Here is a 17,213-nt window from a genome sequence, read left to right on the forward strand (position 1 = left end):
CGGGAACCAAAGCCCCGACGACTACGAGCGTTCACTTCGAACCACTGCCGCCTGAAATCTGTAAGCCCCCTGTCCACCACTCGGGGTGAACCTCAGCCGACCGGGCGGCGGAGATCATGAATGGCCAAGGTGGGGGCGAATAGGTGAGTGGTCTCGGTGATTTCGTCAACAAGGTTGGTGACGCGGTCGCGCACGGCGTCGAATCGGCCACGCAGAAGGCGGGTGAGTTCGCCGATGCTGGTTTGGATGCGGCGGCGGGGCTGGCGCGCAAGGTGGGTGCTGATGGGGTCGCGGAGAACCTCGACGATCTCGGGGACACGATCGCCGATCTGGCCGGTGGTGAAATCAAGGAACGCGAACTCGGACAGACCACTGACCCGAAAGAGCTGATCCGGGGTGAGCCCTCGGCGATCCACGACGCGGTCGAGGCGTTGCAGAAGATGGGCGATTCGATCGGTAAGACCGGCGATGCATTGGGCACGGTGAACACCGCGGACTGGACCGGTTCGGCGGCTGAGGAGTTCCGCACCGAGTTCGCGAAACAGCCCAAGCTGTGGTGGGAGGGCGCCGATGCGATGCACAAGGCATCAGGTGTGCTCGATGGCTGGTACAACGAGGTCAGCGCCGCGCAAACCAAAGCTGCGGATGCGATCGAGAGATGGGAAGCGGCCGACACCGAGGAAACCACGAGGAAGAACCAGTGGAACTCCCTGTCGGATGAGCAGAAACGCAAGACACCTCTGACCGACACGTGGACCTCGATCCGCAACGAGGCCCGCGAGATCCTGCGCGGCGCACGCTCACAGCGTGACAACGCAGCAGCCTCGGCCGCGGCGGCATTGGCTGCGGCGACCGAGGCCGCCCCGACCGAACCGCCGTTCACCGAACGCTGGACCGACAATCTCTCGGACCTGTCCGGGGCGTTGGATCAGGCGAAGCTGAACTTCACTTCCGGGTTGCTGACCAGTTTCACCGGGATCGTGCAGTTCGTGCGTCAGGTCAGCCCGATGGACCCCTACAACCTCACCCACCCGGCTGAATATCTCTCGGGGATGTCGGACCTGGGTACTGGGCTGGTCGTCGCGGCGGCCGATCCCGGGGCGACGGTGTCCTCGATACTGTCCGGTGCGCGCAAGAACCCGTCGGAGTTCCTCGGTTCCCTGACCGGTGACCTGATCACCACCGTCGGCACCGGCGGTGCGGGCGCAGCCAAACCCGCCCTGTCTGCTGTCGACAAGATCGGCGACGTCGCCAAGGTCAGCAAAGCGACCCACACCGTGGCCAATACGGCAGAACACGCCCCGCACACCACACCACATACCCCGAGCGGCACTTCCACACCCCATACCCCTTCGTCGACCCCGCACGAATCCGGCGCACCAACGAGCACACACCCGACAACCGAAGCGCCGTCACCCTCCCCGACCGGGAGCGAGCCGGGCACCCCAACCGGTACCCACCCGAGCACCAGCGAGCCTGGCACACAACCACACACGGCAACCGAATCGCCGACACAACCGGGAACCACCACACCGCCTGAAACCCCCGCGCACTCACCGGACTCCGGCACACCAGGGCCCGACAACACCGCACCGGGACACACTCAGCCGGACGCACCACAGCAGGCGCGTCCCGAACAGCCGGCACCTGACTCGCACCCCAGCGGCGAGCATCCCGGTGACGCACCCCAAACTTCCCACCAGCAGCCCTCCGACACTCCGGCGGTTCGACCGGATGCGGAGGTTTCCCCGGGACCGAACCCGAGCCACGAGACACCCAGCCAGCACCCTGATCCCGACTCGAGCCCGCCCGCTCACACCGATTCACCTGACACCCCGACAGATCACGGTGACGGCAGTCCGCGTCAAACCCACGACGGGACAGAACCCACCCACCCGGACGGGGACGGCACGAATCCCAATGGCCACGACAATCCCTCCCCGGAAAACCAACCGACCCATCATGATTCGCCGCAGGAGCACCCCACTCCGCAGGAGCGAGCCGAGGCCGATCAAGGTGCTGGTGATACGGCGCGGGAGAACGGTGCGGACCACGACCGCGTTGAGGGCGACAAAACGTGTTCCGAGGATCCCGTCGATATCGCGACCGGCGAATTCCTGCTCCCCGAAGCCGATGTCGACCTCCCCGGTGTCCTCACACTGACTCTGCGGCGCACACATCGCTCGAACTACCGGTACGGCCGCTGGTTCGGGCCGTCGTGGTCGACCACCCTGGATATGCGTCTGGTCGTCGAGGACGAAGGGGTTACCTTCCTCGGCGAGGATGGCATCATGCTGGCCTACCCGCACGCCGAGGTCGGTGCCGCAGCCGAACCGGTGACCGGTGGACAGGCGTGGACGCTGACGCGCACCGAGGTCGGCGGTTACCGCATCTGGGACCGGCAGCGGGAAATACTGTGGCATTTCGCGCCCGAACCGACCCTCGATGGCATCGAGTCCCGTCTGGGCAACTACGCCATCTCCGCGATCACCGACCGCCACCGCAACCGGGTCCGCTTCCACTACGACACCGACGGCGCACCGGTCGAGGTGTCACATTCGGGCGGATACCGCGTACGCATCGACACCGCCGCGGGACGCGTCACCGGGCTATCCGTACTCGACACCAACACCGAGGGTGCCGAAACGCAAACCCAATTAAGGGAATTCGGATACGAAGCAGGCCAGCTGTCAGCGGTTGTCAACGCTGTCGGCGCTACCACGAGCTACACCTACGATGACGAACACCGGCTGACATCCTGGACCGATTCCAACGGCAACCAGATGGTCAACACCTACGACGAATCCGGCCGCGTCGTCTTTCAGCGCGGCACCGCCGGGATACTGGATACCGACTTCGACTACCTCGAATTCCCCGACGGCACTGGCCGTCTCACCACCGTCACCGACTCCCTCGGCGCCACCACCACTCACGGCTTCGATCGCGACTTCCGCCTGCGCGATCTCGTCGACCCAACCGGTGGCCATACCCATATCGACTACAACTTAGACCGCAAGCCAATAAAAGTCGTCGCACCTGACGGTGCCGTTACGCAATACCGACACAACGGCGATGGCGACATCGCCGAAATCATCCGCCCGGACGGCAGCACCGTCGAGATCGAGTATGTGTGGCGCAACCGCCCCACCCGAGTTACCGACGCAGACGGCACTGTGCGACAACAGGAATGGGACAAGTCCGGCAACCTCTCCGCCGTTATCGACGCGGTAGGAGCCAGAACCGGGTACATCTACCACCCCAATGGTGCGATCGCAGAGATCACCAGCGCGACCGATACTCGGACCCGCATCGAAGTCGACGCCGCAGGGCTGGCCGTGCAAGTTACAGACCCAACTGGGGCAATCACACGCATCGAGCGAGACTGCTGTGGCCGTCCGATTCGAGTCACCGACCCACTGGACGCCCAGACCCACTATGAGTGGGCACCGGACGGAAATCTGCTGCGCCGCGTCGACCCGGACGGCAATACCGAATCGTGGAACTACGACGGCGAAGGCAACCTGCTCACCCACATCGACCGCGCAGGCAATCTCACCCGCTTTGTCTATGGTGTCTTCGACTTGCTCCACTCGCGCGCCGATCCCGATGGCTCGACAACCCACTACAGCTGGGACAGCCAACGTCGTCGCACCAAGGTCACCAACCCACTCGGCCAAGTTTGGACCTACGGCTACGACCTCGCTGGGCGCCTGATCACCCAAACCGACTACACCGGCGCCACCACCCGATACACTCACGACGCCGCCGGACGAGTCACCACGATCACACCGGCCACTGGCATCACCCGTCACCACGCCCACAACCTTCTCGGGCGCCTCATCGCGGCCGCCACCGACACTGGCGACTGGATCAGATACACCCACGACCTCGCCGGCCGAGTCCTCACGGCGGTCTCGGGAACAAACGAAGATCCCACCCACACCCTCGAATTCACCTACACTGCCACCGGCCAACTCGCCTCACAACAACTCGACGACCAACCGGCGATGCGCCACGACCACGACCGCTACGGTCGCCGAATCCGCCGCACCACCCCCATCGGAGCAACCACCAGCTGGGACTACGACCGCACCGGCAGAATTCGCGGCCTCAGCGCCGACGGACGCAGACTCGCCTTCCACTACGACCCGCTCGGGCGTCTCAACAGTTGGCGTGTCGGCGAAATCGCTATCAATCGAACGCTTTCCGATATCGGCCGCGTCACCGGCCAACACGTGGTCGCCCATCCCGCTACCTCACTGAACCTCGACACCGGACCAAGGCTCAATCCCCGGACACTCCGTCACGACGAATACACATACCGCCCAGACGGCTACCTCACCAACCACACCCTCACACGCCCTGACACCAACCCACTGCTGAGCGACTACACCCTCGACCCCGCCGGGCGCGTCACATCGATCGCCCGAAACGGCACAATCGCCGAGGAATACACCTACGACCGACTCAGCAACATCACCAACGCAGCGCAGACACGACCGCCTGACCACGCCAGCACTGCAGTCGCCGCGCCGACAGCCGACGCGTCCCCACCTGCTTCCCGAATGCCCGTCCACGGCATCGATAATCGCCGCGAGTACCGCAACAACCTACTTATTCGCGAGGGCCGAAACAGCTATCACTACGACGAGGTCGGCCGTCTTATCCGCAAAACCACCACTCGGCTGTCCCGCAAACCCGACATCTGGCACTACCGCTACAACAGCTTCGACCAACTCACCGACGTCTGGACCCCAGACCGCCAGTGGTGGCGCTACACCTACGACGCACTCGGCCGCCGAACCACTAAGCAGCGCCTCGGCAACGACGGGACCGTTCTCGGGCGCACCGACTACACCTGGGACGGCACATACCTTATTGAACAACACACCGACGGAGTCGCGACGCGATGGCAATACCAACCGAATTCCCGTACCCCCCTCACCCAAGCCGCTGACCAGGACACTGTCGACCGCGAGTTCCTCGCGATCATCGCCGATCTTGTCGGCGCCCCTGTTGAACTGGTCAACCCCGCCACCACCGACGCTGTCGCGACGGCCGAGGCAGACCTGTGGGGCAATACGGTGTGGCGCGGCGAGGCGAGCACGCCGCTGCGGTTCCCTGGACAGATTCACGACCCCGAAACCGGACTCCACTACAATCTGCACCGGACCTACGACCCCCGAACCGGTCGATTCCTTACTCAAGACCCTCTCGGGCTGACGCCCGCAGACAACCCCAACGTTTACCCCCGCAACCCCACCGTGTGGACCGACCCGCTCGGTCTGACTCCGGATGCCTGCGGGCCCGGTGGGCGAGGAATCTTCGATTTCCGCGACCCGAATCCAGCCTATCCTCCAGACTCGCGTCTCGAAGACTTGATGAACCGAAGATACTCCGAGGAATACGACTGCTCGGAAATCGCCGAAGACATGCTTGACCGAGCCGGAGGACAGGGACAAATATTTCGCTACGAACCTGCTGACGGCCACCCATTATTCACTCCCGTCGACGGCGGAAAAACCACAATCCCATACGTCTACCACGAGGTTTATACCGACGGTAGATACGTATACGACCCTCGACTACTGACAACGCCTATTCCACAAGGCGACTACGAGAGGATGATGAAATCCTTGAACCCCGGAGCAAGGCGGACGGGATGAGCCGAGCCGATGTCGAGAATGCATACCGCCATGTCATGGAGGCTATCGGTGTGCTGGGGCATGTCGAGTGGGCCGGGATTGATCCAGGTTTCGACGAGTCGAGCTCGAGACGAACCCCACCGTACGCGGTGTGGCGCTACGACAATGAAACGGAAGACGCCGGTTCGCGTATCAGGTCCGCGGTTGCATTATATGACGGCGCCGTCGCATGGAGCGTGGAGAAGCCCAGACGTAACTGGATCATCAAACCCGCTCATGTTACTGAATATGGAAGGACGACAGGACTCGATGGTCGGGAACTGCTGAATAAGATTAGTGCGAGCGATCCGCAGTTCTGCGAAGACGCAATACGAGACTTCATACTCCTGTTCGCGTATCTCAAATCAAACTGGTCGAGCCGTCGAAGTCCGGATCAATAGGTGCCCACAGTCATCATGTCCGATTCGCTCGGGCCGCAACAGTGAGTGCTCGCGGCCTTACAGGCGGCCGGACTTCGGGTGGGAATGCGATCACACAATTCGGGCCACATTTCGGATCATGTGGCGATTCAAAGGAGATGAACTCGAATGGATGCCGACGCGATGGTGGCCTGGTTCATCGACAATGTCACCGATCTCGGATCGCGACTCCTGTCAGAACTCAGTGACGCGTCCGGTCTCGTCGACCTTGTCATTAAGGCTCAGCGAGGAGAGACACTCTCGGAGAGACACTCTCGGAGAGTTGGAGTACTCCATTCACGGCGTCGGATGTCGAATCGAGGACAATAGCGGAACAATTGTAGATATTGACATTGCACCAGACGGTGTCACGGAAATATTCAACCCCTGCAGGGTTCGGATGTGCTATCAGTACTCGTTGGGGGTTGAAACTTCAGTGAACGATGGTGAGATCATGGCCGCTTGTAAACGGCTCGTCGGTTCAGGCACGCTGAGATACTCGAAACCGGGACGGTTTTCGATAATACCCCGATGACGCCATTGCTCAATGGTAGCATAATGATTATGGGCGACGGCTTATCATCAAAAGATTTGTCTCGTACTGGCCGGCTGATCTTGGCGTGATGGAACGCTTAAGGAAATAGAGGTGGACATCGAGCTGCAAGAGATCGCGAACCGTGGAAATATTCGCCTGGTTCGTGATCTGACCCGAAAGTTCCCGGGATTGTTGGTGCAAGGCGACACGCTGAAATCCTTGCTAGAGGCCGTTGAAGAGGACTGTCCTGGATCCTTTGCCCATGAAACCCTGGTCGAATGGGTTGATATCTATGAATCCATGATGCGGGAGGCCGGTCTCGAGTTGCCATATTATCGGGAGTGATAATGGCGACTTGAAAACATCGAGGCGCGAAGGCTGGGCGAGCACACAATTCAGTATTGGATATACTCAACGACGCGATAGTCGAGTGGAGGCAGATATTACGATGACTCCAGAGGATGAGAAGGTCATACTAGGGTTGGTGTACAGCCCGGCAAATCCGACTAGGATCGGTTCGGCCGAAGAAGTACTGCAGCACTTCAGCGTAAGCGATGGTCGCGAACTCGGATTGCATCTACTGAAACAGGCGACCGAAGATCACGATGCTGACGGTGTCGAGCTCGCTCTAATCGTGAGTTCAGAGTTCGGGCTCACCATGGATTATCTCGACACGCTGTTGCGGTTGAGTTCAGCAGATTGGCATTTCATGCACGAAGCTGTGGTATCGAGACTTGGGCAGCTTCGGACACCGACTGCGGTCGACGCGTTGTATCGAGCTGCGGTCTGGATTCCAGATTATCTCGATTACGACGACAACAGGGCCCTCGCAAGAAAAGCGATCTGGGCGCTTGGCGACACACCTGGGCCGGAAGCCGTAGCCGCTTTAGTTCGCTTGCGTGACTCGGATAGCGAGATTGTGCGGAAGCGAGCCGAAGCGCAGCTCGAGCGCAGGCAATAATCTCATACGGAAACGTAGGAAAGGGTTCGTATGTCCACCGTCAAACATGAGTGAGCCGCATGTTACGAAGTGCTACAAACCGTCATCGCCCAAGAATGAATAGGACCTCGGCCACTGATCAGAGTGTGACCACTCCGTTACCCATTCCTAGTAGCTCGCGCAGATCAGGTGGGGTCGGGTAGGGCTTTTCTGCGGGGAGGCGATCATGAACGTCCCTCCCGGCGGCTACCTCACCTCCGATCTCCTGGGCGAGTCCAGTGACATCTTCGATCCCGACGATCCACTCATCGCAGTAGCGATTCACCGCTTCACCAGAAAGCCCCACCTGCAGCGATCGGAATGGTAAGGGACGAAATGCGGTGTCACGCTCTGGATCCCATTGAATCCGAACCGGAGCGGCCAAGCTGGTCTTCCACTGCGCATGGTCTTGATGCACAGCGCTGTCGAAGTGCGCGAACGCCGAATGGCGAAGTGCCCATTCGAAACCCGAACGAGAGATCCGGACGGCCAGCACATGCTCCTGCCCGGGCTTACTGGCCCAGCCGGATCGGTACATCATCCACAGAAATGATGGCTTGATCCAGGTCATGCGCTCCCGCTTGAATGCGGCTTGGAACCGCCCAGAAGCCGCGGCGGGAACCGCAATCTGCGGGCCGTACGCCTGGTACACCGTAATCGTATCGGCATCGTATACACCACGGATCTCACGAAAGGGCCTGTCCATGGAAGCCATGGTTGCATGTCAATCGGCCAACCGGTCTCCGGTAGCCAGCGCACCCTTACCGAAGCGCTGCGGTAGAGGCGGATCCGTTCGGCGAGCTTGTCAGCGTCTATGACGGTCCGGTCGGTTCGGTCGGCCTCGACGAGTCGGTTGATGTCGGCCAGGGTGTCGGCGACCTGGGGCCCAGCACCACCGGCCTTCGAGAGCGGTGTCGGCGACACCGGCCAACTCGCGGTCCAACACCTGGCGGCGCTCTACCCCGACCTGGTTCCGCAGATCAGACCCGCGCTGCCGCCGCGGCACGCTTTGGGGTCGTGGTGAACATAGCGATTCGCCTTGTCGGCCATCGCCAGCGTCGTTCCCGGATGCTCTTACTGCCCACTGGGTTTGCGGCCGGACTGGCGGCACAGCGACTTCGGGGTCGGCTTGTCGAACGGGCTATCGCTGGACAGGGTTTCGACGAGTTCGTCGAGTTCATCCCCGCCGGAGCTTCAACTCGGCGTCCTCCGCCCGCAACTCGGCGTTCCGAGCTTCGAGCCGCTCTCTCACCTCAGCTTGCCTCGCCACCAGAGCGACGAGCTCTCATCCGAGGGCATCGAACGCGAATCGACAGGCACCCATAAAATTCACGGTGCGATGCCGATGACGGAAATCAGGACGACATCAGACCAGTGCGTGTCGCCGTCATCGCTACGGTGATGGCCAGCGGTGATGTGACGGCCTGTGGCACAGCCATCCTCAGCCGGTTACACCTGGCCATGGCGAACCGGGCCAGCTGGTTCATATCCGGCTCGGGCCGGCGGTGACGCTGGGCACGCTGTCGTGGCTGGGGTTCGTGTCGGACGAGGTGACTGGGGCGCCGCCGCGGTCGGGACGCGAAAACGGCGGGCCGAACAGCCCGCCGTGCTGTGCTCGGCGATGATTGCGGCTCAGCTGCCGGGGTTGGCGTCGCGGTCGTGGCTGGAGGGGTGGCCGTCCTTGTCGTACCACTGGCCGTTCGCGTCGCGGGTCCAGCCTTCGAATTCGGTGCCGACCAGGCTGTCGACTCCCCAGCGGTCCCCCAGGCCGAGTGAGGGGGACCGTGCAGGTTCGGGCGGGGCATTGCGGCGTTTTTCGTTGAATGCGGCGAGCATCTCTCTAGCGCGCGCCAGTTCTTCATCAGAAGGGATCAAGCCTCGTGCTTCGGATTCCTCGCGGCTGTAGAAGGTGAAGCGGCCGACTTTTTCCGGCATGGGTGTGTCTCCTATGGTTCGACCAGCGTGATGATGATGCGACCCGTTTTCGGATCGGGCACTTTGCTCTCGCAATAGAAATTGGTTCCCGTTTTGAACATGACTTCGTCGGGAGTCCCCCCGTAGTCGTGGACTTGTTGCCCACTCTTGCTCACTATCTGGAATTCGGTGTTCGTGGTGTTGGTCATGAGTTCGTTACCGCCGCGGCTGGAACTGTTCATGAACCCGTTCACCGGCCCCGCTTCTCCGGGCTGGAATCGGGCGAGTTCCTCGGGCGTCAGATCAATATGCCGGGTCACCGTACCTTGGTACGGGGGTAACTTATCCAGCGCGGCATTGATCCGGAGAGCTTCCGCCTGCTGATCGGCGGTGAGGTTCCCTTCACGCAGCCCGCGAATCAGGTCCCGGCTGGGGCCGCGGGTCAGCATCCATCGTTCCTCGTTGGACATCTCACCGGCGAACTGTGTCGGTGCGGTTTTCGGCTCCACCTTCGGTGTCGCCTTGGCCTTCAAATCCTTGATGCGTTTCAGTTCTTTGGCATGTTTGGCAAGGGTTTGTTCTGATTTAACCCCTTTTGCGATGGCCCGGTTGGCCTTGAATGCCTCGATGAGGGCGCGAATCGGGCGCGCGAATCGAGCGGCGATGGCCACGACACGCGCGCTGGCCACGGCGGCGCCGATGCCGAAGGTCACCACGCTTGCCGCGATGGCGATTGCCACGGTGATGAGCAGCTCTTTGAGCAGCTCTTCGCCCAGATCCTCGAGGACCTTTTTCATTTTTTCGCGCAGCTCGACGAGGCCGTCGTGGTGGTCTTTCGCGCTGGCGGACAGTTCATAGAATGCGGCGGTGGTGGTCAGGGCGGCGTCACGCAGGGCGCGCAGATCTTCATCGATGTGTTCGTATTCGGGGCTGACAATCGCCTCGAATGACCACGCGACCCGTTCCAACTCCCCGGCCATTTTTGCCACGGGTTCGGCGTCGGCAATCTTGGTCCAGGTGTCGGCGGCGCGGGCGAGTAGATCGGCATTGCCGTCCGGGATGGTGATCCCGATGGCCTCGGCCAGCTGCACACCGCCGTCTATGAGCCCTTGGCCGGGTCCTCCGGCGCTCGGCAGCGGCACCCGGCACAGGTATGCCACGGGGCCGGGGGTGGCCGGTTTATCCGGTGCCGTAGTGTCGGTGCCGATCGTCGCGTTGTATTCGGCAACGGCGTGGTTGTACCCCATTTCCAGCAACACGCACCCGTAGGCGTGCACCGCTTCGGCGAGGTCATTGGACATGTCCAATAGCTCTTCGGCACGCGTGTCGTAGGTCTTGGCCCATTTCTTGGCCTCGTCGTACGACCCGGTCATGGCGTGGCATTGGTTGAGGGTCGGCCAGAACGAATCAACGGAGGCGAACCAGTCGGCGGCCAGCGAGACGAGCTTGTTACCGGCGTCGTAGTAGACGCTGGAGTCGACATCGAGAACGGGTGCGGTCACGCGCGCCCCAGGGCGCGCAGGTTGGCCGTGACAGCGGCGCCATAGGCGGTGTGTGCGGTGCGGGCTGCGGCCTGCATGGCCTCGATTCCCTCCCGAACCTCCTGCGCCGCCGCAGCCCATTCCCGATGCGCCTCGGCTTGTTTGTCGGCGGCCTGGCCGTTCCAGCTCTGTTGCATCACGGCCATGCGTTCATCGATCTCGCGCAGCGATTCCCGCAGGAAATCGTTCAATCCGCCGATGCGGGCGGTCACGTCGTCCAAATGGTCGAGATCGACCTGATACCTCATGTGCCACAGTCCTGTTCGGTTACGGTGGAACCAGCTACGGGAGATCCAGCGAGGATTGCCGCAGCCCGGCGGCGTTGGTGGTGTCGGCGGCCGTGTATTCGACACCTACCACACCGAGCAGCTCAGCCATGGTGTTCAGGGCCTCGAGCACCTGCAAGGCGCCGTCGCGGGTCTCCTCCCACCCCATCACGTAGGCGGTGGCCGCGGTGCCTTTCCAGCTCGTCATCAGCCCTTGCACGTCCGCGTCAGCCGATCGCACACCGGTGACGAGAGTTTGCGCGGTCTGTTGCACATACTGTCCGGCATCCGAAACATGGTCGGGCACAACCGCAAACGGTGACCCGGTGGCCGATGAACCTTCAGTCATGCACGTCCTCTTAGTCGTCAGTCGGTGTTGGTCTCAGTAGGTTAGACGCGGACCACGCACGTTCGGTTCCATCAGGTCATCCCGATCCGAACCACGCATCGGCAGCCGCTCGTGAAACAAGCTAGTCGCCGGATAGGACGGCAACGTCGGTGGTCTGAATCTTCATGGGCGGCAGTGGATGTCGGCTCGTTGCTTGCAGCGGCCGCCTACTGGGTCGGCTCGATGTCGCGTCCGATGCCGGTGCTGAAGACCGCGACACTGCGCGATCGGGTCGCCCCGCATCGCGGAGCGCAACCCTGCTCGGTCGAATTCTCGAGCACGGTGAACGGCTGTCGGCGACGGATAACACGTTGCGCCGCACGGGGCTTTCGGTGCTCACTGGGCGAATTAGGATGAGGTGGCTCACTTTCTCGAAGCGTTCGCGGTGGTGGAGGCGGAACGGCAGCAGACCGGGCGCCACTGGCTCGACTCTTAGACCAGCTCGACACCTGGTGTCTTGACTCCTGGGCAACCAGCAACTTGTACGACTGGCCGAGCGTGTGCGAAAGACTGCCGAGGACGATGGAGACCAGCCACAGTAGAGCGTTGGCTGAAGGGTTTCCGGGCCGCGCATGCCGAGGCCGATCCCGGGGGCGGGGCGTCTGGGCGCGAATGCGATGACCGGCGGCAGATGCCGGCCGGTCAATCGTGGTCATCTCGACGATGCGCCGGACAGCCATCGTCGAGCGCGACCGAATACCGAATTCTTGCGCCCGCGTGTTCGAGCGATCGAGTTGCACCAGCCGGGCAACGCCTCTCGCGCGGCAAGCCACGTCTGGGGTATCCCCACGATCGGACCCGTGCGGTTGCCAGTGTAGGCGGCGACGATCCCGCCGACGATGGCGCTGGTGGTGTCGATATCTCCATCTGCCGCAATACATGTGGTGACGGCGGCCGGGTAGTTGTCCAAATACGTGGCCGCGACCCACATCGTGAACGGCACCGTATTCTGCGCGGTGACCAGAGATCCGTTCCCGAGTTCGTTCGCGGCCTCGGCGACGGAGGCGCCGAGCAGGGTGCGGGCGCGGCGGATCAGCCGGGTCGTGTCACCGTGGTCGAGGCGGTCCAGAACGCCGGTAATGAATTCGGTTGGCGTGGGCCTTGTCCCGTTGCGGCGGGCATGCGCGGCTTGGGCTGCGGCGAGTGCAACCGCGACGGCACCGGTGACCCCTTCGGGATGCAGATGCGTCACCTGCGCCGATCGGACCGCTTCGGCGACAACCTTTTCCGGATCGCCGGCATAAAAGGCACCCAACGGGGCAACCCGCATGGCCGCACCGTTGCCACAGGAACCCTCGTCACCGAACGCGGCTGCGGCCGCTTTGCGCCAATGCACGCCATGGCGGACTCGGCGCAAGGTGGCGACCGTGTTGAAGCCGTAGTCACGGGCCGGGTCGAAGCGTCGCGCGAAAGCGGTAGCAAGCCGATCCTGGTCGATCTCGCCGCGACTGCACAGCTCGGTGACCACAGAGCAGGCCATCTCGGTGTCGTCGGTCCACCCCCACGGCCCGGCAGGAAGATTACCTGCCCGAAGATCCGCGATGGATCGGCGCATGATCGGGAACTGCTGCCCCAAAGCGTCCCCCACGGACAGTCCATCCAAGGAATCAAGCATCAAGTCGACATGCATCGCGTCCGATGATAGCCAAGGTGAAGACGATCTACGCGGATGGCGAATGTGTGTCTGAATCTTCAACGGCGGCCGTGGATGTGGGTCGTCGCCGCAAGTGCGCGGATGAGGTCGGTGACGTGTTTGCGTTGCTCGCGCCCCAGGAGAGCTGCTTCCGGTTGGCGGGGTGTGTCGAGTTCGAGAGTTGGCGAGTGCGCTTCCGGCCACCACCCACGACGAATACACCCAGCTCACCGCACAGTTCAGCAACCGCTATTCACGCCGCGGCGACCCGGACCTCACCGGAGCTCTGCGCGTCCTGGCCAAGCCCGACATCCGGATTGTGTGCAAAGGCCGATCTCACAACTCGCACAAGCGAATCCGATCATTTGGCGCCGCTGTCGCCGATCTTTGCCTGATCGTGTTCCAAAAGTCCGGTGCGACACCGGATTTTGGTGGCGACATCAAACTGGTTGTCACCCGCCGTCAGAATCTCGGCAAACACATCGCCGCCACCATGCCACCGCCCACGCGGGTGCTGTCGCGATGATGGCTGGTTACACACCACGCATCCGGGGACAGCAGCCACCCAGTTCGTGGAAGAACACCCCCCACCGGCGACCGGCCCGTCGAAGAATGCATCCGCACCCTGCTCCGGCTACCACGGAACACCGAGGGACACTTACGCATAGTGGTGTATCCGGCGTAGGCATGTGCGATGGCGCCGCTGAATTCCCGCTCGACCCACGTCAGTTGCCGAATGCTGTCGTAAAAACGCCCGATAAGAGCCATTACCGCGCGTGCGCACCGCCATTCATATAGTCGGTTACCGCAGCTTTTCGACCGACCGACGGCCGCAAATGGGTTCACCCACGACATAGGTTTGTATTTCGATGTGGACACGATATCGAGGAACTCTCACTTCAGCTCACCGCACCCAGCACACACTCGAACGGGCTCGAAGATCCAGTGATCACCTTTCATGCTTGGACACCTTTACAGGTTTGCTGACTCGAAAGGAACTGTGATATGAGCGCTTTGGGTACGCAACTCAAAAAGATCGTCGTCACCAGCGCGATCATCGGTGGGGCCAGCATCGCATACATTGGCGAAGCTTCCGCCGCTACCGATCAGGAATGGGACAGCCTCGCCGCGTGTGAGTCGGGTGGTAAGTGGAATATCAATACCGGCAACGGGTTTCAGGGCGGCCTGCAGTTCACGCCGGGCACATGGGCTGCATATGGCGGTGCCGCGTATGGGCCGACTGCCGACAAAGCCACCCGTGAGCAGCAGATCGCCGTCGCCGAGCAGGTACTCGCCGCTGAGGGCTGGGGCCCTTGGGCAGGTTGTTCGGCAGCGCTCGGCCTTTTCCGGTGAAATAGCTGTCCAGCGGGTACGACCGAGCCATGACACTGTCATTGTCCCGGTCCTCATGAATGCCGCACGCTGCGGCGAACACTCCGCAAAGTAATAGCCGCGGCCACACCGGTCAGTGGGGACAGCGGCCACCCTTGCGAGTGATAATCGGCATGACCGCACACTGCAACGGATGTAATCGTCAAATCGTCCGGTATGCGGCATGATCGTGCGTTGAACGCGCTCGAGAAGGGTTGGATCCTCCGCGATGAGGTGCCTTCGTTGGTGTGGGGCGTCGTTTCGGGTCGCGCACCGCTGTCGATGATCCTGTGTCGTATGCAATACGCAGACCGGTCCCTGTTCGTCACCCCTTGTCCGTGTGACCAGGCCGGACACCGTGTCAGGTCGGCGTAAGGTCGGTGACTGCCGGGCCGGCGACAGTGCTCGAGTGAACAGCACAGCAATTGCCGCTTCCGGGCTGCGGAAAACATACGGGGACACGACGATCCTCGATGACATCGCTACCATCGGTGCCGGCCACTACCCGATGCTGGGCACGGAATGGCTCGACCGTCTCGCCCATGCGGTGCGGTATCTGCACGGTGATCACGCCTTCGCCCAGCTGATCCGCTTCGCCTTGGTCGGCGGCTGTAGCAACATTGCCTATGTCCTGCTGTTCGTGGCCGTGCACGGGATCGGCCCGCTGGTCGCCAATGTCGCCGGCTCGATCGTGAGCACGGTGATTGCGAACGAACTGCATCGGCAGCTGACCTTTCACGCGGCCGGACGGGTCGGCTGGTTCACGGCACAGTGGGAAGGCGGCGGGCTGGCGCTGATCGGCTTGCTGATCAGCACAGCGGCGCTGGCCGGTCTCGAGTTCTGGGCACCCGGCCTCGGTGAGGTCGCACAGTCGGGCGCCGTGATCGCCATCATGGCGGTGGTGGGCGGCATGCGCTTCCTTGCACTGCGTGGCTTCGTCTTCTGAAAGGTCTTTCAAGACAGCTCGACTCAGCCTCGGCATCGAATCTCCTGGGAGACGTCCAGATCACACGTCGCCCGCGAGGTCGACCCGGTCTCTTGGGGCGGGTGATGAATAGTCGTCGACGGTCATGGAGTTGTAGAGACGTGCGCTCTTGGTGGTCCGGCGGACGAGGGCGCGGCTGGGTCCCGCGGGCAGGGCGGAAATCAGGCGGGCGCCCTGGACCAGTCCCGACACGCCGAGGCGGGACGTGGGGATCAGGGTCTTCGCCGCGCTGAGCGCGAACGCGTGGCTGCTGCGCACGTGCTCGGCCATCGCGCGTTCGTAGGCGGGGAAGGCGCGCTCGTGGTCGCCGCCCGCCCGCGCCAGCTCCCCGGCGAGGACGTACGCGCCGACGACGGCCAGGGTGCTGCTGCCGCCGACGGCCGGGCCGGGGCAGTAGCCCGCGTCGCCGACGAGGGTCACCCGTCCCTGCGACCAGGTGTCCATGTGGAGCTGGGTGATCGAGTCGAAGTAGAACGCCGGGGTGCGGTCGAGTTCGTCCAGCCAGCGGTCCACATCGGCGTTCATGCCGCCGAACGCTCTGCACAGCAGGTCCTTCTGCCGGGACACGTCGCGGTGGTGGTAGTCGAGTTCGCGTTCGCTGCGAAACAGGAACAATGCCCGCGCGTCGCCGAGGTGCCGTGCGCCGTACATGCCGGCGGTGCGGCCGACGCCGACGTGGATGCGGAGCTCGCTGTCGAGGCCGGCGGCGTTGGGCAGGGTCAGCACCCCGAGGTAGGCCCCGATGAAGGCGCTGAAGCGGGACTCGTCGCCGAAGACGAGACGGCGCACGTTGGAGTGCAGCCCGTCCGCGCCGACGATGAGGTCGAAGCGACGCGGCGCGGCGTTCTCGAACCGCACCTCACCGTCGGGTGAGATCGCGGTGATCGAGTCGTCGAAGACATATTCGACGTCGTCGCGCGCGGCGTCGTAGTAGATCTCGCTCAGGTCGTCGCGCATGATCTCGGCGTGCCGGTCGGAGGTCGCGCTGAGGATCTTGGCGAGGTCCACCCGGACGGAACGCCGTGCGCCCTCCCGGTGCAGTGTCATCCGGTTCGTGCCGGTGGCCCGCTCCACGATGCGCGGGAGGACGCCCATCTTCTCCGAGATGTTCATCGCGGGCCGAAACAGGTCGACCGCGTGCCCGCCGGTCTTGCGTAGCGCCGACGCGCGCTCGACGACGGTGACGGAGAAGCCATACCTGGTGAGCCAGTACGCCAGCACCGGACCGGCGATGCTGGCACCGGAGATGAGAATCCGCATGAGCAGTTCCTTACTTGACGAGAGTTTGTGATCGACGGCATCAGCTTGCCGAGCAGCGTTGTCTCGGAGCGGCGTTCGACGCCCGTACATCCCAGTGCCGCCTCGATCTCTGGCGGCATGTTTCGCCGCGGAACGGCGCTCTGCGGCGAAAACATGCCGCTGCCGTTACGGCCCCGAGAAGGCGAGTGACGCGGCATGGCCTCGAGTTCGACCACGGCGGATGTGCCGCGGTTCTCGC

Annotated in this window: 14 protein-coding genes and 1 pseudogene; 8 read left to right on the forward strand and 7 right to left on the reverse strand. The window is 62.8% G+C overall.

Annotated elements, in window-relative coordinates; all coding sequences use genetic code 11:
* Positions 1-143 precede the first annotated feature (143 nt).
* The 4 genes from AB0J29_RS21860 (at position 144) to AB0J29_RS21875 (ending at position 7,599) form a co-directional block, all read left to right on the forward strand.
* Positions 144-5,666: a putative T7SS-secreted protein gene (locus AB0J29_RS21860; RefSeq protein ID WP_364789026.1), complete on the forward strand. Its 5,523-nt coding sequence runs from the start codon at positions 144-146 to the stop codon at positions 5,664-5,666.
* Positions 5,663-6,085 (forward strand): hypothetical protein, encoded by a 423-nt coding sequence (locus AB0J29_RS21865; protein WP_364789029.1) that lies wholly within the window; start codon positions 5,663-5,665, stop codon positions 6,083-6,085. Before AB0J29_RS21860 ends, AB0J29_RS21865 begins: the two co-directional genes overlap by 4 nt.
* Before the next feature lie 664 nt (positions 6,086-6,749).
* Positions 6,750-6,983: a hypothetical protein gene (locus AB0J29_RS21870; protein WP_364789032.1), complete on the forward strand. Its 234-nt coding sequence runs from the start codon at positions 6,750-6,752 to the stop codon at positions 6,981-6,983.
* A gap of 10 nt (positions 6,984-6,993) precedes the next feature.
* Positions 6,994-7,599 (forward strand): HEAT repeat domain-containing protein, encoded by a 606-nt coding sequence (locus AB0J29_RS21875; RefSeq protein WP_364789034.1) that lies wholly within the window; start codon positions 6,994-6,996, stop codon positions 7,597-7,599.
* 118 nt (positions 7,600-7,717) lie between these two features.
* Here the strand turns inward: AB0J29_RS21875 and AB0J29_RS21880 are convergent, their stop codons facing one another.
* Complete coding sequence (locus AB0J29_RS21880) at positions 7,718-8,323, reverse strand: DUF4291 domain-containing protein (RefSeq protein ID WP_364789039.1); 606 nt, start codon at positions 8,321-8,323, stop codon at positions 7,718-7,720.
* 150 nt (positions 8,324-8,473) lie between these two features.
* Between AB0J29_RS21880 and AB0J29_RS21885 the strand changes: the two genes are divergently transcribed.
* Complete coding sequence (locus AB0J29_RS21885; RefSeq protein WP_364789042.1) at positions 8,474-8,641, forward strand: hypothetical protein; 168 nt, start codon at positions 8,474-8,476, stop codon at positions 8,639-8,641.
* Between the two features lie 608 nt (positions 8,642-9,249).
* Here AB0J29_RS21885 and AB0J29_RS21890 read toward each other — a convergent pair.
* From AB0J29_RS21890 to AB0J29_RS21910, 5 genes are all read right to left on the reverse strand, one after another.
* Positions 9,250-9,552, reverse strand: coding sequence for a hypothetical protein (locus tag AB0J29_RS21890; protein WP_364789045.1), 303 nt, complete (start codon positions 9,550-9,552; stop codon positions 9,250-9,252).
* Between the two features lie 11 nt (positions 9,553-9,563).
* Positions 9,564-11,033 (reverse strand): hypothetical protein, encoded by a 1,470-nt coding sequence (locus tag AB0J29_RS21895; RefSeq protein WP_364789048.1) that lies wholly within the window; start codon positions 11,031-11,033, stop codon positions 9,564-9,566.
* A complete protein-coding gene (locus AB0J29_RS21900) occupies positions 11,030-11,320 on the reverse strand; it encodes a WXG100 family type VII secretion target (RefSeq protein ID WP_364789051.1) in 291 nt (96 codons plus the stop codon). The genes AB0J29_RS21895 and AB0J29_RS21900 overlap by 4 nt, the downstream gene beginning before the upstream one ends.
* Positions 11,321-11,354: 34 nt before the next feature.
* Positions 11,355-11,687: a WXG100 family type VII secretion target gene (locus AB0J29_RS21905; protein ID WP_364789054.1), complete on the reverse strand. Its 333-nt coding sequence runs from the start codon at positions 11,685-11,687 to the stop codon at positions 11,355-11,357.
* A 691-nt stretch (positions 11,688-12,378) separates the two neighbouring features.
* Positions 12,379-13,314 (reverse strand): ADP-ribosylglycohydrolase family protein, encoded by a 936-nt coding sequence (locus tag AB0J29_RS21910; RefSeq protein ID WP_364789057.1) that lies wholly within the window; start codon positions 13,312-13,314, stop codon positions 12,379-12,381.
* A gap of 226 nt (positions 13,315-13,540) precedes the next feature.
* Here AB0J29_RS21910 and AB0J29_RS21915 point away from each other — a divergent pair, with 226 nt between their 5' ends.
* The 3 genes and pseudogenes from AB0J29_RS21915 (at position 13,541) to AB0J29_RS21925 (ending at position 15,676) form a co-directional block, all read left to right on the forward strand.
* Complete coding sequence (locus AB0J29_RS21915; RefSeq protein WP_364789060.1) at positions 13,541-13,885, forward strand: hypothetical protein; 345 nt, start codon at positions 13,541-13,543, stop codon at positions 13,883-13,885.
* A gap of 479 nt (positions 13,886-14,364) precedes the next feature.
* Positions 14,365-14,703 (forward strand): annotated as a pseudogene (locus AB0J29_RS21920) (transglycosylase family protein); the annotation flags it as partial.
* Between the two features lie 535 nt (positions 14,704-15,238).
* Entirely contained in the window at positions 15,239-15,676 is a 438-nt protein-coding gene (locus AB0J29_RS21925; protein ID WP_364789292.1) for a GtrA family protein, read from the forward strand.
* 60 nt (positions 15,677-15,736) lie between these two features.
* Here AB0J29_RS21925 and AB0J29_RS21930 read toward each other — a convergent pair whose 3' ends face one another.
* Positions 15,737-16,975 carry an FAD-dependent monooxygenase gene (locus AB0J29_RS21930; protein WP_364789063.1) on the reverse strand — a complete coding sequence of 413 codons (1,239 nt, stop codon included), beginning with the start codon at positions 16,973-16,975 and terminating at the stop codon, positions 15,737-15,739.
* Positions 16,976-17,213 lie beyond the last annotated feature (238 nt).

Origin of the sequence: Nocardia sp. NPDC049707, from assembly GCF_040674855.1 — a bacterium.
Classification (GTDB): Bacteria; Actinomycetota; Actinomycetes; order Mycobacteriales; family Mycobacteriaceae; genus Nocardia.

Coding starts and splice junctions, on each gene's coding strand:
- AB0J29_RS21905 (WP_364789054.1), bottom strand. CDS start 11,687: ATGACTGAAGGTTCATCGGCCACCGGGTCACCGTTTGCGGTTGTGCCC.
- AB0J29_RS21890 (WP_364789045.1), bottom strand. CDS start 9,552: ATGCCGGAAAAAGTCGGCCGCTTCACCTTCTACAGCCGCGAGGAATCC.
- AB0J29_RS21925 (WP_364789292.1), top strand. CDS start 15,239: ATGCTGGGCACGGAATGGCTCGACCGTCTCGCCCATGCGGTGCGGTAT.
- AB0J29_RS21885 (WP_364789042.1), top strand. CDS start 8,474: ATGTCGGCCAGGGTGTCGGCGACCTGGGGCCCAGCACCACCGGCCTTC.
- AB0J29_RS21900 (WP_364789051.1), bottom strand. CDS start 11,320: ATGAGGTATCAGGTCGATCTCGACCATTTGGACGACGTGACCGCCCGC.
- AB0J29_RS21930 (WP_364789063.1), bottom strand. CDS start 16,975: ATGCGGATTCTCATCTCCGGTGCCAGCATCGCCGGTCCGGTGCTGGCG.
- AB0J29_RS21865 (WP_364789029.1), top strand. CDS start 5,663: ATGAGCCGAGCCGATGTCGAGAATGCATACCGCCATGTCATGGAGGCT.
- AB0J29_RS21880 (WP_364789039.1), bottom strand. CDS start 8,323: ATGGACAGGCCCTTTCGTGAGATCCGTGGTGTATACGATGCCGATACG.